Origin of the sequence: Mangrovimonas xylaniphaga (assembly GCF_001280435.1) — a bacterium.
GTDB classification, from domain to species: Bacteria; Bacteroidota; Bacteroidia; order Flavobacteriales; family Flavobacteriaceae; genus Mangrovimonas_A; species Mangrovimonas_A xylaniphaga.
Genome location: NZ_LBIP01000018.1, coordinates 147,332 through 169,965, shown reverse-complemented (window position 1 = coordinate 169,965; position 22,634 = coordinate 147,332). Strand labels below are relative to the sequence as shown.

Below are 22,634 nucleotides of genomic sequence, written 5' to 3'. Positions count from 1 at the left end.
GACCTATGAAGTTATTAAAGTTTAACATAATCGCTTTTATACTGTTCAATTGCTGGACGGGTGTTGCACAACAATTGCCTCAGTTTACACAGTATATGTACAATACGATCTCTATTAACCCTGCCTATGCAGGGAGTCGAGAGACGTTAAGCATCGTAGGATTGCACAGGAGCCAATGGGTAGGTTTAGAGGGTGCCCCAACTACCCAAACCCTATCTATCCACTCCCCTCTTAGAAATGAGAAAATAGGACTGGGACTCTCTTTTATCAATGATGAATTGGGATATGAGAACTTCTCTTATCTATATGGAGATTTCTCGTATAGTATCCACACTGGAGAGAACACCAAATTATCCTTTGGAGTAAAAGCTGGTTTCACACACTATAATATAGATATGGCTTTGTTGAATGACCCTAGTATTGCCCAGGATCCATTCTTCAATGATGTATCCAACAGATGGAGCCCAAACTTTGGTGCGGGAGTCCTTTGGCATTCCAACAGATGGTATATTGGACTTTCTGCCCCAAGACTCTTAAACACCGATTATAACAAAGGGACTGTTGGCGGAACGGACTACGTAGCAGTAGAGCGTAACAACTATTACCTTACAGGTGGTTATGTATTCGATCTTGGTGACAACACCAAGTTCAAGCCTGCAATGTTGTTAAAAGCTACCAACGGTGCCCCAATGTCATTCGATTTTACAGCCAACTTCCTATTCTATGAAAAACTATGGTTGGGAGCTGGTTACCGAGTTGACGAAAGAGCTGGAGAAATTAGTGGTATTGCCGATTTCCAAATTTCCAAGCAAATACGAATTGGATATGCCTATGGGTATCCCCTTTCAGACTTGAGAGCTTACACAAGTGGAACCCACGAGATTCTACTAATGTTCGAATTATTTAAAACGCAACGTGTTAAATCCCCTAGATACTTCTAAAATAGCCTGTTATGAAATCAAGATTACTTATAATATTACTAGCATTCAGTAGTACTTTTATGGTTGCTCAAAAGCAACAGGTAAGAGTCGCCGATAAGTTCTATAAAAATTACGCTTATACCAAGGCTGAAGAATTTTACAAAGAAGCTGTAAAAAAAGGAGATAGTAGCGCCCATGTGTTGACAAGACTTGGCGATTGTTACTACAACAATTCCAAATCTGCCGAATCTGCAGAATGGTACGGAGAAGCTTTAAGACTTCACGAAAGTGAATTGGACTCCAAATACATGTACAGATACTCCCAAGCCTTAAGAGGACAAGGTAATTATGAAGAAGCCATTGTTTGGTTGGAAAAATATAAAGCTGCCAACCCTGACGATGATCGTATAGCCAACTTAAATTTTGATGATCTTGCCATTTATGAGCAATTGTCCTCCACTGATGGTATATATGTAAGAACGGAATCGCTTCCTATCAATACCAAATATGCAGAGTTTGGAGCTTATAGAAGAGATAGTATTTTATACTTTTCTTCTGCAAGAGATGGAAAGGACAAAATCTATGATTGGAATGGGGAACCTTATTTGGACATCTACGAAGTAGTGATCAATGAGCAAGACGGTGCAGAGAACTTCAAAAAGGTGAAAAGCATCAATTCCAAATCAATTAATTCAGAATTCCACGAAGCGAATATTGCTATTACCCAAGATGGAAAAACGATGTACTTTACCAGAGACAATGTCAATAAAAATAACCGTCTAAAAACTGACAAGGAAGGAACTTCTCACCTAAAAATTTACAAAGCGTCTTATAAAGACAGTATTTGGAAAGACATTAAGGAGTTACCTTTTAATGACAAAGTGTACTCTTCAGGGCATCCTGCCTTGAGTCCAGATGATAGAACATTATTCTTTGTATCAGATCGTGAGGGAGGTTATGGAGAAACCGATATTTACAAGGTCGCTATTTTGGGAGATGACAGTTATGGAGAGCCTGTAAACCTTGGACCTTCCATCAATAGTGACGGTAAAGAAATGTTTCCTTATGTAGCCAAAGACAATACCCTTTACTTTTCATCAGATAGTAATATCAATTTAGGGTTCTTGGATATTTTTAAATCGGATATCCTGAATGATTCCAGTGCTGAACTTGAAAATTTAGGAGCACCTTTTAACACAGGGTACGATGATTTTGCTTTCACCATCGATTCGGAAACTGAAAACGGATATTTTTCATCTAACCGCCCTGGTGTTGGTAGTGACGATATCTATTCATTTACTGCCTGTTCACAAATGGTGAGAGGTGTTGTTAAGGACAGCCTTACAAAATTGCCTCTGTCTTTGGCAACTGTAAAACTAATAGATGCAGAAGGTAAAATTTTAGAAGAAAAAATGACCGACTCTACAGGTGTGTATGAGTTCAAATTGAAATGTAAAACAGCTTACACTATTATGGGGACCAAAGTGGATTATAAAGATGAGCTTAAGCAAATCCTTTCTGGTACCGATAGTGACGGCGATATGATTGTTGATTTGGAATTGGTACCATTAATCATCGAAAACCAAATTGTCATCAATCCTATTTTCTTTGACTTCGACAAATGGGATATCAGAACAGATGCCCAAGTGGAACTTGAACATATTGTTGACGTGATGCGTACCCACCCTAACATGGTCATTAAAATTGAATCGCATACTGACAGTAGAGGAAGTGACAAGTACAACATGAAGTTATCAGACCGTAGAGCTAAATCTACCCATGAGTATCTGTTATCTCGTGGCATTGCTCCAGAACGTATTGAAAGTGCCATTGGGTATGGAGAAACTCAATTGTTGAACCAATGTTCAAACGGTGTAAAATGTACCGAAGAAGAGCATCAGCTTAATAGAAGATCTTACTTCTATATCCTTTCGGAATAAACTTATAAAACTTCTTAAAATAAAAAGCAGACCAAATGGTCTGCTTTTTATTTTCTACCAATCCAAACTCCTAAGCCATCAATTCCTTTAAATATTGTATTTGCCCTACTCCAATTAAAACAAACTAAACTATCTTCTATTTTTTTCCTTAAGAAGACTCTAAAACAAAAAAGATCGTCATGAGTACATAACGATCTTTTAAGGAATTTAAAGTTAACAGCGGATTTATCTCTTTATAAATATATTGGTATAATACCATTTTCCTTCGCTATTTTGTTCAGCAGAAATATCAAAATCTGTAAAGTCTCCTTCTATATTTTCCCTATGCCCTTCGCTGTTTAACCATGCATTTACAACTCCTTGTGCTGTACTATAGGCATAAGCCACATTTTCTGTAACCTTTGTCGCTGAGGCATTCTGTATCAAACTTTCCTTTCTTTGAAAGAAATTATTGTGGTTAACAACGTTTTCAGTCACCATATAATCCGTATGGGTGTACGCTACAGATTTAATGACATCCAAATTGTTCAAAGGATTCAAGCCTTTTTCTATTCTATGGGCATTGATCAATTCCAAGATTTCTATTTCAATGGTTTTGGCTGCTGGGGCATTTTCTAAAGTAATGGTATTGATATCTCCATCAGAAAAGCTGTCGGTTGTGCAGGAAAAAGACAGCAAAGCTAGTAAAGCCAGCAACGGCCATAGAGTTTTGGTATTCATAAGTAGGCTAAATTTGATTTGGTTTAGTAAAATTACTAGACTATCAGAAACTCACTGTTAAAGAAATGTTAAAATCGATAAAAAACATGCATTTCATCGATTTAATATGTCAATAAACGATAAACAGTGCTTTTAGAGATAAAAATTAAGCCTTACAGCGATGATAATTGCATTTCATCGCCGCAAGGCTTAAGATTGTTTAAGCTTCAAAAATGAGGTGGTTTATGGTGCCAATCGCTGTTTGATCCAATTATAATCGGCATCCAAAACACAACGAATTCTATCATGCAGTCTATTGGGCCTTCCCTGCCAAAATTCAATTTCTACCGGTTTTACAATAAAACCTCCCCAATAGTCGGGCCTAGGAATTTCCTTCCCCTCATATTCCAATTCTAGATTCTTTAATTTAGTTTCCAATTCCTCTCGGTCTTTAACAACCTCGCTTTGGTTAGAGACCATCGCTCCTAATTGGCTACCTCTAGGTCTAGATTCAAAATAGCCGTCACTTAAGTTTTCTGCTATTTTTTCTGCTTTACCTTTTATAATAATTTGTCGTTCTGCCCCGTGCCAAAAAAAAGAGAGACATACATTAGGATTGGCGGCAATAGCCCTCCCCTTTTCACTTAAATAATTGGTATAAAAAATAAAACCTTCGTAGGTAAACTTCTTTAGCAAAACCACCCTACTCTTAGGAAAACCATCCAAACCAATGGTAGATAAAGTCATGGCATTTGCTTCGGCATCCGGAAAAAAACGATCCACTTCATGGAACCATTTTTGGAACAACTCCAACGGATTTTCCGACACATCTTTTAGTAGAAGTTCCCCCTTTTCGTACGATTTTCTGTAACCACTTAAGTCTGTATTCATTAGAATATATTCTGAAATTTTTGGTGAATTTTAATTTTTCAGGTGAAAAAATTCCTATAGTTTTGTCTTCATATTTCGCCTACATGAGATTTGAAGACAGTAAATATTTCCACGAATTTAAACACGTAAAAGTAGAGTTTTCCTTTGGGAATATATACTTTTTCGACAAATTTATCCTTTCAGAAATCAATGAAGGAGTCCATTTTGACTGGGAAAAAATTGAGGAAGTTATTGCTTTTGCTATGGACCACTATGGGCCCAACTTTAAAATTGCCTATATCTCCAACAGGGTAAACTCCTATTCTTTAGACCCGCATTCCTGGAGTAGATTTCAAGATGAACTAGACCATATTGTAGCTAGTGCCATTGTTTACTATTCCTATATCAATTTTATGAATGCTTCTATTGAGAAGCTATTCTCTCCTTCCAGTATGAAGCGTTGTGAAACCTTGGAAGAAGCCATGGAATGGGTTCAAAATCTAAGGGAATTTCAGCGAATCAATCAAAATTAAAGGTCTTACCATCTTCCCCGAGAAGCACTTTATTAAACACGGTTTGAGCTTCTTCCTTAAATTCATTTAAACTATCGTAGCGTGTAGAATAATGCCCCAATATTAGGGTTCCAGCATTACATTTTTTGGCAATTGTCGCCGCCTCAATAGCTGTAGAATGTTTTGTTCTGGGGGCCAAATGCCCATGTTTTTCCAAAAATGTAGATTCGTGATACAACACCGTAACATCTTCTATAATTGGCAGCATTTTTTCATTATAGGCGGTATCACTGCAAAAGGCATAACTCTTTGAAGGTACAGGTGGTTTGGTAACACTACTATTTTTTATAAGGTTTCCTTTGTTATCTAAGATATCGTGACCCAATTTCAACTTTCGGTAATAAGCCACATCAATATCTTCATTAAGCACCGCATTCATATCCAATTTTCGTTCCCCTTCTTTTTCCTTGAATAAAAATCCATTGGTATACACCCTATGATCTAAAGGAATAGTGTATACCTGAACCACATCATCTTCAAAAATCAATTCAGATTCTGTAGAGGTCAATTCATGAAATATTAGTCGATAATTGGTCCAAGAATCTGCCAATTTCATTTGTAAAGTAATGACTTCCTTAATCCCTTTTGGACCATAAATATGCAAGTCAGTTTCCCTTGTCAGTAATCGAAACGTAGAAATCAAGCCTACCAGACCAAAAAAATGGTCTCCATGTAAATGCGAAATAAAAATATGCTTGATTCTGGCAAACTTCACCCTGTTTTTACGCAACTGAACTTGTGTGCCTTCTCCGCAGTCTATCAAAAACATATGGTTTCTAATTTCCAAAACCTGAGCTGTTGGATTAGTGTTGGCCCTTGGTGTTGCACTGTAACAACCGAGTATTGTAAGTTTCAAAATATTGCTAAACTTTAAGGATTGGACGTATTGGTACTCTCAAAATTGATTTATTTCTAGAGAATATTTGATATCTGAAATTTCCGAATTTTTTATGGAAACATCAATTTTTATTAGGAATAATGATAGCCAAAAAAGAAAACCAGCAAGTTAACTTACTGGTTTTCGATATGTATTTTTGTTAGAATCGTTTGTATTAAATACCTAAGTCACGCTCCATCTCTTCCATTTCAATAATATCGTAAGCCTCTTTAATCGTAGGAACCACCATAATCTCATCGGGCATTTCATTAAAGTCAACTTTGTCGGTTACTATTACAAATGAATGTTTGGCCCCTCTATGTCTGTTGGAGATTTCCAAAAATTCAACCACTTGTTCCAATGGAATTTTATTTAAACTCGTTAGGTTCACAATGACATTGTCATTTTTAAAACGTTCGTATAAAACGCCTAATTTCTTAACTAGTTCTTGGGGAGTTGCTTTTTCCTGCGTAATGATGGTAATGTTTTCGTCTTTGTCAAAAATCATAATCGTTAGTGTTTAATTTTAGAAGCTAATAAATAAATTACAGCCATTCTAACCGCAACCCCATTTTGAACTTGATCCAAAATAATGGCCTGCTTAGAATCTGCAACATCACTCGTGATCTCGACACCACGATTAATAGGTCCTGGGTGCATAATGGTAATCTCTTTATCCAAAGAGTCCAATAATGCCTTGTTAACACCATACTGTTGGGTATATTCTCTAGTAGACGGGAAATAGCTTATGTCCATACGCTCGTTTTGAACCCTAAGCATATTGGCAACATCACACCAATTTAAAGCCTTGCGCAAATCGGTTTCTACCTTTACTCCTAATTTATCAATGTATTTAGGAAGTAATGTTTTAGGGCCACATACCATAACGTTAGCTCCTTGTAATTGCAATGCAAATATGTTAGAAAGCGCCACACGGCTATGCAGAATATCCCCTACAATCACCACATTTTTACCTTCTACACTACCCAATCGTTCCCTGATGGAATAAGAATCCAACAAAGCTTGTGTAGGGTGTTCATGGGCACCATCACCTGCATTTACAATACTTGCATTTACATGCTTCGATAAAAACACGCCCGCACCTGGATTGGGATGCCTCATAACAACCATATCCACTTTCATAGATAAGATGTTGTTTACAGTATCGATAAGGGTTTCTCCTTTTTTTACTGAAGACTGCGCTGCAGAAAAGTTAATGACATCCGCTGAAAGCCTTTTTTCTGCCAATTCAAAAGACAATCTTGTTCTTGTTGAATTCTCGAAAAACAAGTTGGCTATGGTAATGTCCCTGAGCGAAGGCACCTTTTTTATAGGCCTATTGATCACTTCTTTGAAGTGATCGGCAGTTTCAAAAATCAATTGAATATCTTGTGAGTTCAGATATTTAATTCCCAATAAGTGGTTGACACTTAACTCGCTCATAGATCTTTATATTTTCCCCATCAAAAATGGGGTTGGTAATTTAATTCGGTTATTCATTTAAGTCTACCCTGAAACTTCTTTTTCAATGAGATACACAGAGTCTTCTCCTTCATTTTCCTGCCAGTTTACCATCACCTTTTCTTTATTGATGGCGTCTACTTGACGGCCACTATAGGTTGGTTGAATTGGCAGGTGTCTACTGAAGCGACGGTCTATCAGGGTCAACAATTCAATTTCTTTAGGCCTTCCAAAGGACTGTATGGCTGTTAAGGCTGCTCTTATGCTTCTTCCAGTGTACAGTACATCATCAATAAACACAACATTTTTACCTTCTACCAAAAAGTTGATTTCCGTGCTGTTGGCTTCCAAGGTTTTATCCCCTCTTCTAAAATCATCCCTAAAAAAAGTGATGTCCAAAAAGCCTAAATGCAGTTGCTCTACATGGTATTCATCTTGCAACATTTTTGCCAAACGCTGCGCCAAATACTTCCCTCTAGGTTGAATTCCTATAAGAACAGTATCGGTAAAATTATTGTGATTTTCAATGAGTTGACAGGCCAATCGATGAAGAATGATATTAACCTCTTTAGCATTAAGTAATACTTTTTGACTCATATTGTTTCCAAAGGTATTTGGATTACAAATTTAAGTTAAAAAATCCTTGTATACAATGCAGATTTTGGATTTAAGATATAAAAAAAGCCTTCAGAAATCTGAAGGCTTTTTAGGCTTAATGCGGTTTTGAATTATTTCTTACCGTCCATTTTATCTTTAAGTGCCTGTAATGCGTCATTAGCATCTCCTAAAGTAGGTTTTGCTTCTGCAGCTTGTGCTTCTGCTTTTTCAGCAGCAGCTCTTACATTGGCAGCTTCTTCAGCTCTAAAGATAGCAGTGTGAGAAGCTACAACACGCTTGAATTCTTTATTGAACTCAATGATTTTGAATTCAGCTTCTTCACCTTTCTTAAGTTTCTTACCGTCTTCTTTTTCTAAGTGACGAGCAGGAACAAACGCTACGATATCTTCGTTGAACTCTACAGTAGCACCTTTGTCTACGATCTCAGTAACTTCAGCAGTGTGAGTTGTGTTGATCGCGAACTCAGTTTCGTACTTATCCCAAGGATTGTCTGTAGTTTGTTTGTGACCTAAACTTAGTTTACGTCCTTCAACATCCAATTCCAATACTACAACGTCTAACTTGTCTCCTACGTTACAGAATTCACTTGGGTGCTTGATTTTCTTAGTCCAAGATAAATCAGAGATGTAGATCAATCCGTCAATACCTTCTTCCAATTCTACGAATACACCAAAGTTTGTAAAGTTACGTACGATACCTGTGTGGTGAGAACCTACAGGGTACTTAGAAGTAATGTCTGTCCATGGATCTGGAGTCAATTGCTTGATACCAAGAGACATCTTACGATCTTCTCTATCCAAAGTCAAGATAACTGCTTCGATTTCATCTCCAACAGATACGAAATCTTGAGCAGAACGTAAGTGAGTTGACCAAGACATTTCAGAAACGTGAACCAATCCTTCTACACCGTCAGCTACTTCGATAAATGCACCGTAATCTGCAATTACAACTACTTTACCTTTTACTTTGTCTCCTACTTTAACGTCTTCTCCAAGAGCTTCCCAAGGGTGCTTGCTCAACTGCTTCAATCCTAATTGGATTCTTGATTTGTTTTCATCAAAATCAAGGATTACAACGTTAAGTTTTTGGTCTAGTTCCACAATTTCGTTCGGGTGGTTAATTCTTGACCAAGAAAGGTCAGTAATGTGAATTAATCCATCTACACCACCAAGATCAATAAACACACCGTAAGATGTAATGTTTTTAACAACACCTTCCAATACTTGACCTTTTTCTAACTGACCGATGATTTCTTTTTTCTGTTCTTCGATGTCAGCTTCGATAAGTGCTTTGTGAGATACTACTATGTTCTTAAATTCGTGGTTGATCTTAACAACTTTGAATTCCATAGTTTTATTTACATATTGATCGTAATCTCTAATAGGCTTCACGTCGATTTGAGAACCTGGCAAGAATGCTTCGATTCCGAATACGTCAACGATCATACCACCTTTAGTTCTACATTTAACGAAACCGTTAACGATTTCTCCACTTTCGTGAGCAGCGTTTACACGATCCCAAGCTTTGATTACACGAGCTTTACGGTGAGACAACACCAATTGTCCAGTAGCATCTTCACGAACATCGATCAATACTTCTACTTTGTCTCCTACTTTTAAATGTGGGTTGTAACGAAACTCGTTTAAAGAGATTACACCTTCAGACTTAGCGTTGATGTCGATAATAGCATCACGATCTGTAATGTGAACTACTACACCTTCTACAACCTCGTCATCTAAAGTGTCAACGAAATTTTCAGAAACTAATTTTTCAAATTCTTTCAATTGTTGATCGTCAACTTGGTCAATTCCTTCTTCGTAATTGTGCCAGTTGAAATCTTTTAAGAATTTTTCTGGGTTTGCTTGAGCTTCAGATACTGGAGCCTTAACAGTTTTAGCTTCAGTTGCTTCAACTTCTGCTTGTTTTGCGTTTTCAGCCATGTGCTGATAATAATTTGTATTCTGTATATTTGAAAAGTGTCATGCGGAAACACACAGAAGAATTATTGTTTATTTTTTATCAAAGTCCTTTTTTACTTTTCCAATCCGCCAAAAAGGAGTGCAAAAATACAACTATAAAACAAAATAAACAAACAATTCACACAAAGTATAAACTGCTGATTTTAAATATTTAAAAGATTGGAATTCTGTTAGCTATTTTTTACTGAAATAGCCTTTTGTGCCAGTTCCAAAATTTTATCGAACTGCTCTTGCAAGCTCAAGTACGAATTATCTATCAAGATCGCGTCTTCAGCCTGAATGAGAGGGGAATCTTTTCTGGTAGAGTCCAAATGATCACGAGTCTGCACATTTTGCAACACCGATTCATAATCCACTTCGTCCCCACGTTGCACCAATTCGTCATAGCGACGTTTGGCCCTTGTTTCGGGAGAAGCTGTCATAAATATTTTCAATTCGGCATTTGGAAATACTACAGTTCCGATATCTCTTCCATCCATCACAACCCCCTTGTCCTCTCCTATTTTTCGCTGCAAAGCCACTTGCCTTTCCCGAACTTCCGGCACCGCAGCAATTTGGCTCACCAAATTGGAAACCTCTAAAGTCCGGATATCCTTTTCAACGTTTTCTCCATTTAGGTACACTTCGGCATACCCTAAATCTGGATTGAATTGAAATGAAATGGAAATGGCATCCAATTGATTTAACAGCCCTTCCTTATTGAAATGTGTTCCATCAATAAAATCATGTCTCATAGCATACAGTGTCACTGCTCTATACATGGCACCAGAATCCACATAAACGTAACCTAAAGCTTTTGCCAAGGATTTTGCTACCGTACTTTTACCTGTTGAAGAAAAGCCGTCTATGGCTATGGTAATATTCTGCATTATCTCAAATCTATTTGCAATCCTAAAAAGTTAGTGTTTGAAGCACTGGCGTATCGGGCATGGGTATAACTGAACCTTAATTTATTAAGTTTCAAGCCAACTCCAAAAGATAATCCCGAAAAATTACGCTGATCTTCAATTCGCAATTCCTCCGATCGTCTAAAGTTATAGCCCAATCTTAAGTTAAACCCACGATCTGGAAACAATTCTGCCGCCACAATAGTATGACGCAATACCTGATTAAAGAAGCCAACTTTTTCTTGGGTTTGATTGCCTTCCAAATCGGTTGTGGCTCTTGCCGGGTTGGAAACCCCAATGGGCCATTCCTGTAAATTCTCGAAAGTTAAATGCCATCGTAATGGAACATTTTCCAATTGCTGCGACAATCCTAAATTCACTTCCAACGGAAGATTTTCATTTTGCCCTGCATAGGTTTTGAATTGAGCCCCAGCATTCCTTACTGTTAAAGCAGCATGAAAACCTAAATCCTCATCAATATAAATCACCCCTAAATCTAACGCAGCCCCAATAGAATTGTACTGCTCCAACTTGGAAGTTATAAACTTTACGTTCGCTCCAAAATAAAAATCGGAATATCCTATTTGTCTAGCATACCCAAAAGATATCGCTACTTCATTTCCTGAGAAGGAACCTGTAGACACTCCATTCTCATCGTAGCCATCAAAATCACCATAATTAATATAGGTAACCCCCATATGAAAGGTTTGTACTCTACGGTCCCAAGTATAGGCGTAGGCACCCGTACCATAACTGATACCCCCCAAATAACTGGTGTAGTTTAGGGCCAACTGATTGTCCATTTCATCATTGATGGTTGCGGGGTTGTATATAGCTCCCGTAACATCATAATCGTAGTTGGTAATCACCTTTCCTCCCAAAGCAGCTTGCCTTGGAGAAGACACCAGATTTAAAAATTGATAGGTAGATTCACCGCCTAATTGCGAGTAAATGGTTGATACGGTGAAAAGACAAAAAAAAGTGGTAAACCTCTTTAGCATAGGTGTGCAAAGTAAACAAATCTTACTTAAAACGAGTACATGTTTGATTTATTTTTCTTGCATAAAAAAACCTCAATTTTCATTGAGGTTTTTGTTGTTTCTGCTCTATTAAAACTTATAAAGTCTTTGCATTATCTACTTTTTGATTGGTGAGTGCAATTTTCAACACTTCACTCATATCAGTAACATAATGGAACTTAAGTCCTTTTAGGTATTCAGCTTTTATTTCTTCGATATCACGTCTGTTTTCTTCACAAAGTAAAATCTCCTTAATCCTAGCGCGTTTAGCAGCCAAGATTTTTTCTTTGATTCCTCCAACAGGCAACACTTTTCCTCTTAAAGTAATCTCCCCTGTCATAGCCAAACTATTCTTTACCTTTCGCTGCGTGAACAAAGACACCAATGAGGTCAACATAGTTACCCCTGCACTAGGCCCATCTTTAGGCGTTGCTCCTTCCGGCACGTGGATATGCACATTGTATTTATCAAAAACATCTGGATCGATATCAAATTCCTCGGCATGGGATTTAATGTACTCCATTGCAATGGTAGCCGACTCCTTCATGACTTTACCTAAATTACCAGTAATGTTTAAAGCTCCCTTTCCTTTGGATAAAATAGACTCAATAAAGAGGATATCCCCTCCTACACTTGTCCAAGCCAAGCCTGTTACCACACCAGCAACATTGTTGTTTTCATATTTATCACGTTCCAATCTTGGAGCTCCCAACACCCTAATGATATCTTCATTGGTCACTTTAATATTATAGGTTTCCTCCATGGCGATATTTTTAGCTGCATGTCTTACCATTTTGGCAATCTGCTTTTCCAATCCTCTCACCCCAGATTCACGTGTATAGCCTTCTACAATTTTCTCCAATTGCGGTTTGGCAATTTTCAAATCCTTTACAGAAAGTCCATGCTCTTCCAATTGCTTGGGCAACAAGTGTCGTTTGGCAATTTCCACTTTCTCTTCAATGGTATATCCGCTTACGTTGATAATTTCCATTCTATCCCTCAACGCAGGCTGAATGGTATTAAGACTATTGGACGTAGCAATAAACATAACTTTGGAAAGGTCATACCCCATTTCCAAAAAGTTATCATAAAACTCACTGTTTTGCTCTGGATCCAAGACTTCCAACATAGCCGAAGACGGATCTCCTTGATGACTGTTAGATAATTTATCGATTTCATCCAAAACAAATACAGGGTTAGAAGTACCGGCCTTTTTAAGACTTTGCAGAATTCTTCCTGGCATAGCCCCAATATAGGTTTTACGGTGTCCTCTAATTTCGGCTTCATCACGTAAACCACCCAATGACATTCTTACATATTCTCTACCCAATGCCTCAGCAATAGATTTCCCCAAAGAAGTTTTACCAACCCCAGGAGGTCCATACAAACACAAAATAGGCGATTTCATATCGTTACGCAGTTTTAAAACCGCCAAATACTCAATGATTCTATCCTTAACATCGTCCAAACCATAATGGTCACGGTCCAATATTTTTCTTGCGCGTTTTAAATCAAAAATATCCGTACTGTATTCATTCCAAGGTAAATCCAGGAACAAATCCAAATAATTACGTTGGATGGAATATTCTGCAACCTGAGGGTTCATTCTTTGCAATTTGGAAACTTCCTTGTTGAAATGCTCCTCTACATCTTCACTCCAAACCTTATCCTTAGCACGCAACTTCATTTCCTCGATTTCCTCTTCATATGAAGTACCTCCAAGCTCTTCTTGAATGGTTTTCATTTGCTGATGAAGAAAATACTCGCGTTGCTGTTGGTTCATATCACTCTGAACCTTGGACTGAATATCATTTTTAAGCTCCAATTTCTGGAACTCCAAATTCATATACTTCAAGGTTGCCAAAGCACGTTCCTTCAAATCGTTTATTTCCAAAAGCCTTTGCTTTTCTTCCACAGAAAGGTTCATGTTGGAAGACACAAAGTTCACCAAGAACGAATTACTTTCAATATTCTTGATAGCGAAACTAGCCTCAGTTGGGATATTTGGGCTCTCCTTAATAATTTGAAGCGCCAAATCCTTAATAGATTCTATAATGGCTGCAAACTCATCATTGTTTGGACCTGGTTTTGCCTCCATTAAATCCTTAATGGTAGCTGTCATATAAGGATCTTCACTTACTACTTGATCTATTTCAAAGCGCTTTTTCCCTTGAATGATAATAGTCGTGTTGCCATCGGGCATTTTTAATACCTTTAGGATTTTGGCTACGGTCCCTGTTTTGAAGATATCCTTTCCTGAAGGGTCTTCCACATTTTCGTCTTTTTGAGATACTACTCCTATTACCTTCCCGCCACTGTTGGCATCGTTGATCAACTTAATGGATTTATCGCGACCAGCAGTAATAGGAATCACCACACCTGGAAACAACACCGTATTGCGCAAAGGCAATATTGGAAGTGAATCCGGTAGGACTTCATTATTGATTTCTGCCTCATCTTCAGGGGTCATTAAAGGAATTAATTCTGAATTTTCATCAAATTCCTGAAATGACAAACTGTCAAGACTTAAAAAATTAGATTTTGCCATAGATATATTTTGGTCATTCTGTCACCTCTTTAGTAACAGAATTTACACATTACTTACGTTAAACAATTTTTAATGCCCACTACAAACCAATGTTTTACAGTGTTTTTACATTATTTACCGCTATATTTATTCAATAGTTATGCCATTGCTAAAAAAAGACTGTACAATTTTTTACGCAAAGTGTAACAAATTCCATTCAACGATATCTTTATACTAAACAATTGTTTTTTTGACCTTGACCAATCAAAATATAGAGCACTTATTGCAACTCTGTAATAACGGCAACCAAAAGGCTCAAATGGAAGTCTATAATAGGTATTACAGAGCCATGTACAATACCGCTTATAGGATTGTTCAAGACAAATATGAAGCTGAAGACATCATGCAAGAGTCCTTTTTAACGGCTTTTACAAAATTGGACAGCTTAAAGGTTTACAGCACATTTGGAGCTTGGTTAAAACGAATAACAATTAACAACAGTATCCATAGATACAACAAGAACAGTAAGCACAATGATGTTCATTTGGATGATGTCCTTTACAAAGTCGAAGATCAAGATGGCATCCCCGAAGATCATGAGTTTACCAATTTAAAAGCCAAACAGGTAATGGACACTATGAAAACCTTGAAGGAAAACTACAAAATATGCCTAACCCTTCATTTAGTTGAAGGCTACGACTATGACGAGATTTCCGAAATCATGAATATTTCATATGCCAATTGCCGCACCATGATATCCAGAGCCAAAGATAGCCTCAGACAAAAACTTCAGTTAATAACTGAACATTAAACAAAACGATGAAACGAGATAATCTAGACAAACTGTTTGACTCCATAAAGGACGACTTGGATTACGAGATGCCAAACCTAGGCCATCAAGGGCGTTTCTTGGAAAAACTGCAAATGCAGAATCCAAGCCAAACTACCTCCATTATTCAGCCAAGGATGAAGCGCTCCTATTGGCAAAGTGCTCTAGCCTTTGCAGCCTCCATTATTGTTGCCCTTGGACTTTTTACCGTATTCATGCAGCAACCAGAGCCTAAAGATTTAGCCAGTGTGTCTCCTGAATTGTCAGAAACGCAAACCTTCTTTACGGCTGCCATTGAACAAGAACTGGCAACGCTAAAGAGCGAACGCTCCCCTGAAACGGAAAAGCTCATTGACGACGCCCTTAAACAAATGGAAATTCTAGAAAATAAATATGAAGCCCTCAAAATAGATTTAACACAAAGTGGCGATGATAAACGCGTAATCTACGCCATGATTTCAAACTTCCAAAGCAGAATAGATTTACTCAACGATGTTTTGGAAAACATAAAACAAGTAAAACAGTTAAAGCAAGAATACAATGAAAACAAACTTACCATATAAACTCGCCATTGCCTTCCTATTGATTTCGGCAGTGAGCATTGCTAGCAATTCCATGAATTGGAAGGGCAAGCATACCAAGGAAAAAACCATAAAAAAGGAATTTCCCGTTAGTCCAAATGCCTTGTTAAAAATCAACAACAGCTACGGCAACATTAATGTGGTCACCTACAGCGGTAGCACCACTACCATTGAAGTAAATATCAAAACCAACGGCAACGACCTTGAAAAGGTAGAAGCCAAATTGAATGACATTACGGTTGAGTTCAATGCCAACTCCAATCTTGTGGAAGCCAGAACCATTTTCAACAAAAACAAATCCAAATCATGGTGGAGCTGGGGAAACAACAACAATGTGAACATGGAAATCAATTACCTTGTGAAATTGCCAATTTCCAACAGTGTAGACCTCAATAACGATTATGGTTTTATAAACCTGGACAAGCTTGAGGGAAGAGCTATACTAAAATGCGATTACGGTAAAATTACCACGAAGGAATTGATGGCCGATGGCAATGAAATTCGTTTTGATTACACCAAAAACAGCTACTTCGAATACATTAAAAGCGGAAATATCAATGCCGATTATAGTGCCTTTACTGTAGCTAAAACAAAGGATCTCAATATCGTTGCCGATTATACCAAATCGGTGGTAGAAATTGGAGAAAACATTAAATACAGATGCGACTATGGCTCCATGACCATTGAAAACATCAACAATGTAGAGGGCAATGGAGATTATCTTACCACAAGAATTGGGAAGGTCTACAAAAATGTGTCTATCAATGCAGATTACGGTTCCCTAAAAATTGATGAAATGGCCTCCAATGCCGGCAACATCAATATCGACACAGATTATGTAGGAATCACCATTGGTTATCAATCTGGCTATAGTTTCAACTTTGAAATCGATTTGGAATACGCTTCCTTAAGAGATGCTGATGAATTCCATTTCACCAAGGAGAAAGAAGAATCTTCGAGAAACTATTACTTGGGATATCACGGAGACGCCTCCTCCTCCAACAACATTAAAATTTCATCCGATTACGGAAGTGTCACATTCAAAAAAATCTAACACCATGAAAAGATTAGCATTATGTCTATTCGCAATTTTTGCCATAGGCACCACTCAAGCTCAAAAGAAAGTAAAGGGAAATGGCAATGTTACAACCATTACCCGAACAACATCAGACTATAATACCATTAGCTGCGCGGGATCGTTTGACTATGTTTTGGTAAAAGGCACAGAAGGCCAAATAATCCTGGAAGGTGAAGCCAATTTACTGGAATACATTGTAACCGAAGTAAAAAACGAACGGTTGATCATTAAGGTTGAAAACTCGGCTAACCTTAGAACCAGCAGCAACAAACCAATAAAAATCACCATCCCTTTTACAGATATTGAGAAGGTGTCCTTTGCCGGTTCCGGAGACCTTTGGAACGAAGACACCATTGTCTCCAATCATTTTGATGTGGAAATGGCGGGGTCTGGAGATTTAAAAATTTCGGTGGAAGCGAATACAGTTGAAGCTAGTTTGGCCGGATCGGGGGATTTAGTCCTTTCAGGAAATACCACTTCACTAGAAGCTAGTGTTGCGGGATCGGGAGATTTGGAAGCCTACAAATTAATTTCAAACAACACCGATGTCTCCGTAGCTGGATCTGGTAGCGCCAAAGTATACTCAAAAGAAATTTTAAAAGCTCGTGTGGCAGGTTCTGGCTCTGTAAGCTACAAAGGCAACCCTGTAAAAGAAGACACCAAAGTTTCTGGATCTGGCAGAATACGAAACAACTAATTCAACCTATCTCATATAATCAAAAAACCATTCAAATGAGTGGTTTTTGTTTTGCGTGTTTCTTTAAAAGTTCCAAGGTGTTTTTTCGCCTGATCTTCCCTGAGATGGTTTCCTCAAATTGCTCCAATACATAAACCGCTTTTGGTTTTTCAAACTTGTCCAACACCTTAAATGTAGATGGTGTAATGGAGCTATCATCTTTCTCCACTACCAAAATCACCTTCTCTCCTAGAACTTCATCCTCTTCCGAAGAAATAAAGAAGCGTTGTCCGATATTGGAATCCAATTTGGCTTCAATTTGCTCAGGGAACAACTTAACTCCTCCTGAATTGATGACATTGTCAATTCGTCCCAAAACATCAAACTCTTTATCTGAATACAATTCTACTATATCATTGGTCACTAATTTCTCAACCATTAAATCGGGCGCATCAATCACCAAACAGCCACGTTCGTCCTGAGAAATCTCAATGCCCTCCAACACTTGAAAATGTGATGCTTTTTTTAGATGATTCAATGGTTTTACCGCAATATGACTCAAGGTTTCAGTCATGCCATAAGTAGCATATACGTTTCCTGGCAGGTCTTGGATGAAAGGCATTAAAGTGGCCGGAAATGCCGCTCCTCCAACAATCAAGGTTTTAATGTTTTTCAATCGTTCCAAATTGTCTTTCACCTGCATAGGAATCATGGCACAAAAATCGTAAACCACTTGGTCGTCATAAGCTGGAAGTCTTGAAGGCGCAACCATATCTAGTTCCAACCCTAAAATCATAGCTCTTACCAACATCATTTTACCCGCAATAAAATTGGTAGGCAAACAATGAAGTGCTCTATCTCCCGGAGACAACTTAAAATAATTTCCTGTAGCCAAGGCCGAATGTACCATAGCTTGTTTACTCACCGAAATTACCTTTGGCGTGCCCGTAGATCCCGAAGTTTTCACTTCAACAGACTCCTTATCATCAAGCCAATCCAACAAAAAATCTCCTATTATTTTCTCGTAGGCCTCTCCTTCCTTTATCAAACTGTAGCTCACTTCTTTAAGCGATTCTTTATCATAACTAGAACCGTTGAGCTTAAACCTTAAATGTATTTTATCGTAACTTGGAATCATTGTGGTACGGTATTAGATAAGCTAAAATTATGCTATTTTTAACTGATTTTACGTTAAAATTTAAAATTAAAAAAAATATATTTGAAAATTAAGAACGAATCTATGAACAAGACCATATTACTCCTACTGTTAAGCCCCTTTTTCATATTTGCTCAAGATTTTTCCGACGAAGACTTCATTTACCTCAAGCGTCACGAGCACATTCAGATAAAGCTGAACGAACATAAGTTTGATATTTCAAACAACATTTCGGAGCAAGCAGAATACCTAACTTCCAATAAGCTTTATTTTGCCAACGAATCCATGAGTTTTGATAGCTTTAGGACTATTGAAGATATAGATGCCTATACCTACATTCCTAGCTCCGATAAAAAAATTAAAGTCGACTACATTGAAACCAAGCGAGATTTTGACAACGGTGTGTTTTATAGTGACCAAGAATCCAAAAGCTTTATTTTTCCTGCAGTTACCAAGGGGGCTATTACCAATTTAAGCTATAAGGAAATCATCAAGGACCCTCACTTTTTGGGGCTTTTCCGTTTTGGAACATATGTGCCTACCAAAAGTGCACAATTGTCTATTGAGTTTCCGAAAAATGTTACTATTGGACATATTGAATTCAACACAAAAAACATTGATGTAAACTTCAAAAAAGAAGATTCCCCTAACGGTTACACCTATACTTGGACTGCAAATAACATTCAAGGATTTCAAGGAGAAGATGACACCGAATCTGCGTTGTATTACCTTCCACATATCATCGTTTACATTAAAAACTATACTGAAGAAGGCAAAACATACAATGTCTTAAATGACGTATCCGACCTTTACAACTGGTACAATTCTTTGGTGGAACAAATAGATGATAAGGACTTAAAAAAGGTATATGATATTGCCGATAACATCACAAAAAATTTAAGTGCTAAACAAGAAAAAGCCGAAGCGATCTTCAATTGGGTACAAGACAATATCACTTATGTGGCCTTTGAGGATGGGCTTGGAGGTTTTATTCCTCGTGGCGCAGCCAGCGTATGCGACAAGCGTTACGGCGATTGTAAAGACATGGCCAATTTGCTTTATGAAATGCTCAACCACGTAGGTATTGAATCGTACCGCACATGGATTGGGACTAGAGACCGCCAATATTCTTACCACGACGTCCCTACTCCTATGGTTGATAACCATATGATCAACACCGCAATTGTTGAGAATGACACCATTTTCTTGGATGCCACGGACAGCTATGTTCCTTACGGAATGCCTAGTGGTTTCACACAAACCAAAGAAGCCTTATTAGGAATAGACAAGGATACTTACAAAATCATTAAAGTGCCTGTTCAAGATGCTAGCAAAAGTATTTCAAAGGTCACCAGTGAATTTACTTTGGATGACACTTCTGTAAAAGTGACGGAAAAAAGGGAAATGACGGGCTATGAAAAAGTAGATTTCATTTCGGACTATACCTTCAAAAAAAATGACCAAACCGATGAACAGTTTTTAAACACCAACTTGGCTTTGGGCAACAATAAAACCAAGTACACCAATATTACCAAGGCAAATTTCAACAACAAACAAACCCCTTTGGTACTTCAATACGATTTGAATATTGAAAACTACGCCAAAACCATTGGTAACAAAACCTATATCAATTTAAATATTGACAGGAGCCTTTCCAAAAGTGGCTTAGACTTGGAGGGTAGAAAATACAGCAAGAAAATAGACTACCTATTCGAGAAGCAATTTATAAGCCATTTAACAATCCCTGAAGGATACAAAGTGAGTTATATTCCTGAAGAATTAAGTTTTGAAAACCCACATTACGGTTACAAAATCACTTATTCCGTAGATGGCAATATCCTTACCCAGCACAAAGACATCTACGTTAAAACCCTAAGCATCCAAAATGATGAATTTGAGAGTTGGAACAGCTTTATCAAAAGCCTTATCAAAGCCTACAAGAAAAGTATAATACTAGAAAAATTATAATGATAAAAAGAGCTCTTATTGTACTGCTCCTTGCTACAAGCAGCAGTTTTGCACAGCAATTCAGAACCTATGATTGGGAAAAGAAACCCAAATTACATAAACTCACCAAAGAAGAAACCGAAGAATCTTCCATAGGAATTCTAAAAAAACACATTGTTGAATATTCGGCAAATATCATGTCTCCCGAGCCTAAACGTTATGAGACCGAGCATACCATTACTCGCGTGAATGATGACAAAGGGATTGCCAGACACAACACCGTTTACATCCCGATGTACGAGGTTAAAAAAGTGGTAGACATCAAGGCCAGAACTATTAGCCCAAAAGGAAAGGTAACCGTCTTGAACCAAGAGAATATTAAAGAAGTTAAGAACGTAGATGAATACGGAGACTTTAAGATTTTTGCCATTGAAGGAGTAGAAAAAGGTTCGGAAATTGAGGTTTTATACACCGTTGAAAAAGAATTCGACATGTATGGAGCCGAAACTATCCAAAGTAATTACAAAATCAAGAATGCTGAATTCACTTTCATTACTGGAAACCTAAAATCCAACGTGAAAGCCTACAGAACCGATGTGAAATTTGAGGATATCACTGTAGACGGAAACAATGCAAAATCACTTATTTTAAAGGACATTCCTGCTATGGTTGAAGAAGAATATGCTACTCCTGACGCCAATAAAACAGCAGTGGTTTACCAGTGTTTCCCTAACGGACAGGATATTTCTCAAGAAATGTTTTGGACCAATGTTTCCTATAACGTGGGGACCAAATTCTTCCCTTCGGAAGTATCTCCTAAAGTAAGTAACGATCTTCCGATTATCACGGAAGGTAAAACAGACATGTCGACGTTTGAAAAAGCGTCTCGTGTGGATAATTTCATAAAGAGCAACTTCAACATTGTAAAAAACAATAACGAAGAACTTTCCAATCTAGACTATATTCTGGAAAACCGTTCCGCCAGTAGTTTTGGGATTTTAAAAGCCTACGCCCACTATCTAAAAGCTTTGGATGTAGAATACGAAGTGGTAATTACAGCCAGTAGATTTGAATATAAATTCGACCCTACATTCTTCATCCCGAGCATGCTTAGAGAGTTTTTGATTTATTTGCCTACGGAGAAAAAATACATTGCTCCAGACCGCATTGAATATAGAGTTGGTGAAGCTCCTGCAAACATTCTTGGCAACTATGGGCTTTACATCAAACGTGATTTAGGGCATTATTTCCAAAAAATTGAGCAAAATGACCCTAACTACAGCCAAGTAAAACGTACGACTGATATTACCTTTAATGATGATATTGAAAGTGCCATTATTGAAATGCACCAAGAATACACGGGTCATTGGTCTGCCACCAATAGAGCTATTTTAAATCTATCAAGCGAACAAGGTATTAAAGAGTTTAAGGAGTATTTAACCAGTTCTGGGGTTGAAGACAAACAGGAAATAAGCTTTTCTACCGAGAACAATGACATCAACCAAACCAAGTATAATGTTCCTTTTATTGTGAACTCTAAAGTCTCTTCGGAATCTTTGATTGAGGATGCAGGAGACAGCTATATTTTCCAAGTGGGGCTTATTATTGGAACCCAAAGTGAATTGTACCAAGAGACCGAACGTGTGAATCCTATTGAAATGAGCTATCCAAACCAATACGATTACACCATTACCGTTCATATTCCAGAAGGGTATACTGCTGAAGGTTTGAGCAGCTTAAACCTTAACAAAAGCTACAAAAACGATAAAGGTGAAAAACTGGCCAAGTTTGAATCCAGTTATAAATTGGAAGGCAACAAAATCATTATCACCATTCAAGAGTTCTATAAGACTGTGGAATACGATTTAGATCGCTACGAAGAGTTTAGAGAGGTCATCAATGCCGCTTCCGATTTTAACAAAGCTGCCATTTTATTAAAGCCTGTAGAATAATTCCTCTCGGAATACATAAACAAAAAGCGACCAATTTGGTCGCTTT

At 37.7% G+C, this 22,634-nt stretch carries 20 protein-coding genes; 9 read left to right on the top strand and 11 right to left on the bottom strand.

Going from position 1 to position 22,634, the window contains the following annotated elements:
- Window positions 1-5 precede the first annotated feature (5 nt).
- A complete protein-coding gene (locus tag ZA06_RS11845) occupies window positions 6-941 on the top strand; it encodes a PorP/SprF family type IX secretion system membrane protein (RefSeq protein ID WP_053977690.1) in 936 nt (311 codons plus the stop codon).
- Window positions 942-952: 11 nt separating this feature from the next.
- Window positions 953-2,860: an OmpA family protein gene (locus ZA06_RS11840; RefSeq protein ID WP_053977689.1), complete on the top strand. Its 1,908-nt coding sequence runs from the start codon at window positions 953-955 to the stop codon at window positions 2,858-2,860.
- A gap of 225 nt (window positions 2,861-3,085) precedes the next feature.
- On the opposite strand, the gene ZA06_RS11835 is transcribed toward ZA06_RS11840, so the two are convergent.
- Together ZA06_RS11835 and pdxH are read right to left on the bottom strand one after the other, a co-directional pair.
- Window positions 3,086-3,580, bottom strand: a complete 495-nt coding sequence (locus ZA06_RS11835) for a CAP domain-containing protein (RefSeq protein ID WP_053977688.1) — start codon at window positions 3,578-3,580, stop codon at window positions 3,086-3,088.
- Window positions 3,581-3,802: 222 nt separating this feature from the next.
- On the bottom strand, window positions 3,803-4,450 hold the full coding sequence (pdxH, locus tag ZA06_RS11830; protein WP_053977687.1) for a pyridoxamine 5'-phosphate oxidase: 648 nt from the start codon (window positions 4,448-4,450) through the stop codon (window positions 3,803-3,805).
- Window positions 4,451-4,533: 83 nt separating this feature from the next.
- Here pdxH and ZA06_RS11825 point away from each other — a divergent pair, with 83 nt between their 5' ends.
- Complete coding sequence (locus tag ZA06_RS11825; protein WP_053978073.1) at window positions 4,534-4,962, top strand: hypothetical protein; 429 nt, start codon at window positions 4,534-4,536, stop codon at window positions 4,960-4,962.
- Here the strand turns inward: ZA06_RS11825 and ZA06_RS11820 are convergent.
- The 8 genes from ZA06_RS11820 to lon form a co-directional block, all read right to left on the bottom strand.
- Window positions 4,949-5,857, bottom strand: a complete 909-nt coding sequence (locus tag ZA06_RS11820; protein ID WP_053977686.1) for a ribonuclease Z — start codon at window positions 5,855-5,857, stop codon at window positions 4,949-4,951. The two genes, ZA06_RS11825 and ZA06_RS11820, sit on opposite strands and share 14 nt — an antisense overlap.
- A 196-nt stretch (window positions 5,858-6,053) precedes the next feature.
- The gene (locus ZA06_RS11815; RefSeq protein ID WP_053977685.1) at window positions 6,054-6,386 is read right to left on the bottom strand and encodes a hypothetical protein; all 333 of its coding nucleotides are present in this window, start codon (window positions 6,384-6,386) and stop codon (window positions 6,054-6,056) included.
- Window positions 6,387-6,391: 5 nt separating this feature from the next.
- The gene (locus tag ZA06_RS11810; protein WP_053977684.1) at window positions 6,392-7,321 is read right to left on the bottom strand and encodes an aspartate carbamoyltransferase catalytic subunit; all 930 of its coding nucleotides are present in this window, start codon (window positions 7,319-7,321) and stop codon (window positions 6,392-6,394) included.
- A 63-nt stretch (window positions 7,322-7,384) separates the two neighbouring features.
- Complete coding sequence (gene pyrR, locus ZA06_RS11805; protein WP_053977683.1) at window positions 7,385-7,936, bottom strand: bifunctional pyr operon transcriptional regulator/uracil phosphoribosyltransferase PyrR; 552 nt, start codon at window positions 7,934-7,936, stop codon at window positions 7,385-7,387.
- A 131-nt stretch (window positions 7,937-8,067) separates the two neighbouring features.
- A complete protein-coding gene (rpsA, locus tag ZA06_RS11800; protein WP_053977682.1) occupies window positions 8,068-9,897 on the bottom strand; it encodes a 30S ribosomal protein S1 in 1,830 nt (609 codons plus the stop codon).
- 209 nt (window positions 9,898-10,106) lie between these two features.
- Complete coding sequence (cmk, locus tag ZA06_RS11795; protein ID WP_053977681.1) at window positions 10,107-10,805, bottom strand: (d)CMP kinase; 699 nt, start codon at window positions 10,803-10,805, stop codon at window positions 10,107-10,109.
- Window positions 10,805-11,824, bottom strand: coding sequence for a type IX secretion system protein PorQ (gene porQ / locus ZA06_RS11790; RefSeq protein WP_053977680.1), 1,020 nt, complete (start codon window positions 11,822-11,824; stop codon window positions 10,805-10,807). The genes cmk and porQ overlap by 1 nt, the downstream gene beginning before the upstream one ends.
- 115 nt (window positions 11,825-11,939) lie before the next feature.
- The gene (gene lon, locus ZA06_RS11785; RefSeq protein ID WP_053977679.1) at window positions 11,940-14,390 is read right to left on the bottom strand and encodes an endopeptidase La; all 2,451 of its coding nucleotides are present in this window, start codon (window positions 14,388-14,390) and stop codon (window positions 11,940-11,942) included.
- Between the two features lie 229 nt (window positions 14,391-14,619).
- On the opposite strand from lon, the gene ZA06_RS11780 reads away from it, so the two are divergent.
- Genes ZA06_RS11780 through ZA06_RS11765 form a run of 4 tightly spaced genes read left to right on the top strand, consistent with a single transcriptional unit; the run spans window position 14,620 to window position 17,554 of the window.
- Window positions 14,620-15,180 (top strand): RNA polymerase sigma factor, encoded by a 561-nt coding sequence (locus ZA06_RS11780; protein ID WP_053977678.1) that lies wholly within the window; start codon window positions 14,620-14,622, stop codon window positions 15,178-15,180.
- An 8-nt stretch (window positions 15,181-15,188) separates the two neighbouring features.
- Entirely contained in the window at window positions 15,189-15,761 is a 573-nt protein-coding gene (locus ZA06_RS11775; protein ID WP_053977677.1) for a hypothetical protein, read from the top strand.
- Entirely contained in the window at window positions 15,739-16,833 is a 1,095-nt protein-coding gene (locus ZA06_RS11770; protein ID WP_053977676.1) for a hypothetical protein, read from the top strand. The genes ZA06_RS11775 and ZA06_RS11770 overlap by 23 nt, the downstream gene beginning before the upstream one ends.
- Before the next feature lie 4 nt (window positions 16,834-16,837).
- Window positions 16,838-17,554 carry a head GIN domain-containing protein gene (locus tag ZA06_RS11765; RefSeq protein ID WP_053978072.1) on the top strand — a complete coding sequence of 239 codons (717 nt, stop codon included), beginning with the start codon at window positions 16,838-16,840 and terminating at the stop codon, window positions 17,552-17,554.
- Between the two features lie 31 nt (window positions 17,555-17,585).
- On the opposite strand, the gene ZA06_RS11760 is transcribed toward ZA06_RS11765, so the two are convergent.
- Window positions 17,586-18,671 carry an AMP-binding protein gene (locus ZA06_RS11760; protein WP_053977675.1) on the bottom strand — a complete coding sequence of 362 codons (1,086 nt, stop codon included), beginning with the start codon at window positions 18,669-18,671 and terminating at the stop codon, window positions 17,586-17,588.
- Window positions 18,672-18,773: 102 nt separating this feature from the next.
- On the opposite strand from ZA06_RS11760, the gene ZA06_RS11755 reads away from it, so the two are divergent.
- Window positions 18,774-20,657: a DUF3857 domain-containing protein gene (locus tag ZA06_RS11755; protein WP_053977674.1), complete on the top strand. Its 1,884-nt coding sequence runs from the start codon at window positions 18,774-18,776 to the stop codon at window positions 20,655-20,657.
- Window positions 20,657-22,588 carry a DUF3857 domain-containing protein gene (locus ZA06_RS11750; protein ID WP_157503244.1) on the top strand — a complete coding sequence of 644 codons (1,932 nt, stop codon included), beginning with the start codon at window positions 20,657-20,659 and terminating at the stop codon, window positions 22,586-22,588. The genes ZA06_RS11755 and ZA06_RS11750 overlap by 1 nt, the downstream gene beginning before the upstream one ends.
- Window positions 22,589-22,634 lie beyond the last annotated feature (46 nt).

Coding starts and splice junctions, on each gene's coding strand:
- ZA06_RS11845 (WP_053977690.1), top strand. CDS start 6: ATGAAGTTATTAAAGTTTAACATAATCGCTTTTATACTGTTCAATTGC.
- ZA06_RS11840 (WP_053977689.1), top strand. CDS start 953: ATGAAATCAAGATTACTTATAATATTACTAGCATTCAGTAGTACTTTT.
- ZA06_RS11835 (WP_053977688.1), bottom strand. CDS start 3,580: ATGAATACCAAAACTCTATGGCCGTTGCTGGCTTTACTAGCTTTGCTG.
- pdxH (WP_053977687.1), bottom strand. CDS start 4,450: ATGAATACAGACTTAAGTGGTTACAGAAAATCGTACGAAAAGGGGGAA.
- ZA06_RS11825 (WP_053978073.1), top strand. CDS start 4,534: ATGAGATTTGAAGACAGTAAATATTTCCACGAATTTAAACACGTAAAA.
- ZA06_RS11815 (WP_053977685.1), bottom strand. CDS start 6,386: ATGATTTTTGACAAAGACGAAAACATTACCATCATTACGCAGGAAAAA.
- ZA06_RS11810 (WP_053977684.1), bottom strand. CDS start 7,321: ATGAGCGAGTTAAGTGTCAACCACTTATTGGGAATTAAATATCTGAAC.
- pyrR (WP_053977683.1), bottom strand. CDS start 7,936: ATGAGTCAAAAAGTATTACTTAATGCTAAAGAGGTTAATATCATTCTT.
- rpsA (WP_053977682.1), bottom strand. CDS start 9,897: ATGGCTGAAAACGCAAAACAAGCAGAAGTTGAAGCAACTGAAGCTAAA.
- cmk (WP_053977681.1), bottom strand. CDS start 10,805: ATGCAGAATATTACCATAGCCATAGACGGCTTTTCTTCAACAGGTAAA.
- porQ (WP_053977680.1), bottom strand. CDS start 11,824: ATGCTAAAGAGGTTTACCACTTTTTTTTGTCTTTTCACCGTATCAACC.
- lon (WP_053977679.1), bottom strand. CDS start 14,390: ATGGCAAAATCTAATTTTTTAAGTCTTGACAGTTTGTCATTTCAGGAA.
- ZA06_RS11775 (WP_053977677.1), top strand. CDS start 15,189: ATGAAACGAGATAATCTAGACAAACTGTTTGACTCCATAAAGGACGAC.
- ZA06_RS11770 (WP_053977676.1), top strand. CDS start 15,739: ATGAAAACAAACTTACCATATAAACTCGCCATTGCCTTCCTATTGATT.
- ZA06_RS11765 (WP_053978072.1), top strand. CDS start 16,838: ATGAAAAGATTAGCATTATGTCTATTCGCAATTTTTGCCATAGGCACC.
- ZA06_RS11760 (WP_053977675.1), bottom strand. CDS start 18,671: ATGATTCCAAGTTACGATAAAATACATTTAAGGTTTAAGCTCAACGGT.
- ZA06_RS11755 (WP_053977674.1), top strand. CDS start 18,774: ATGAACAAGACCATATTACTCCTACTGTTAAGCCCCTTTTTCATATTT.
- ZA06_RS11750 (WP_157503244.1), top strand. CDS start 20,657: ATGATAAAAAGAGCTCTTATTGTACTGCTCCTTGCTACAAGCAGCAGT.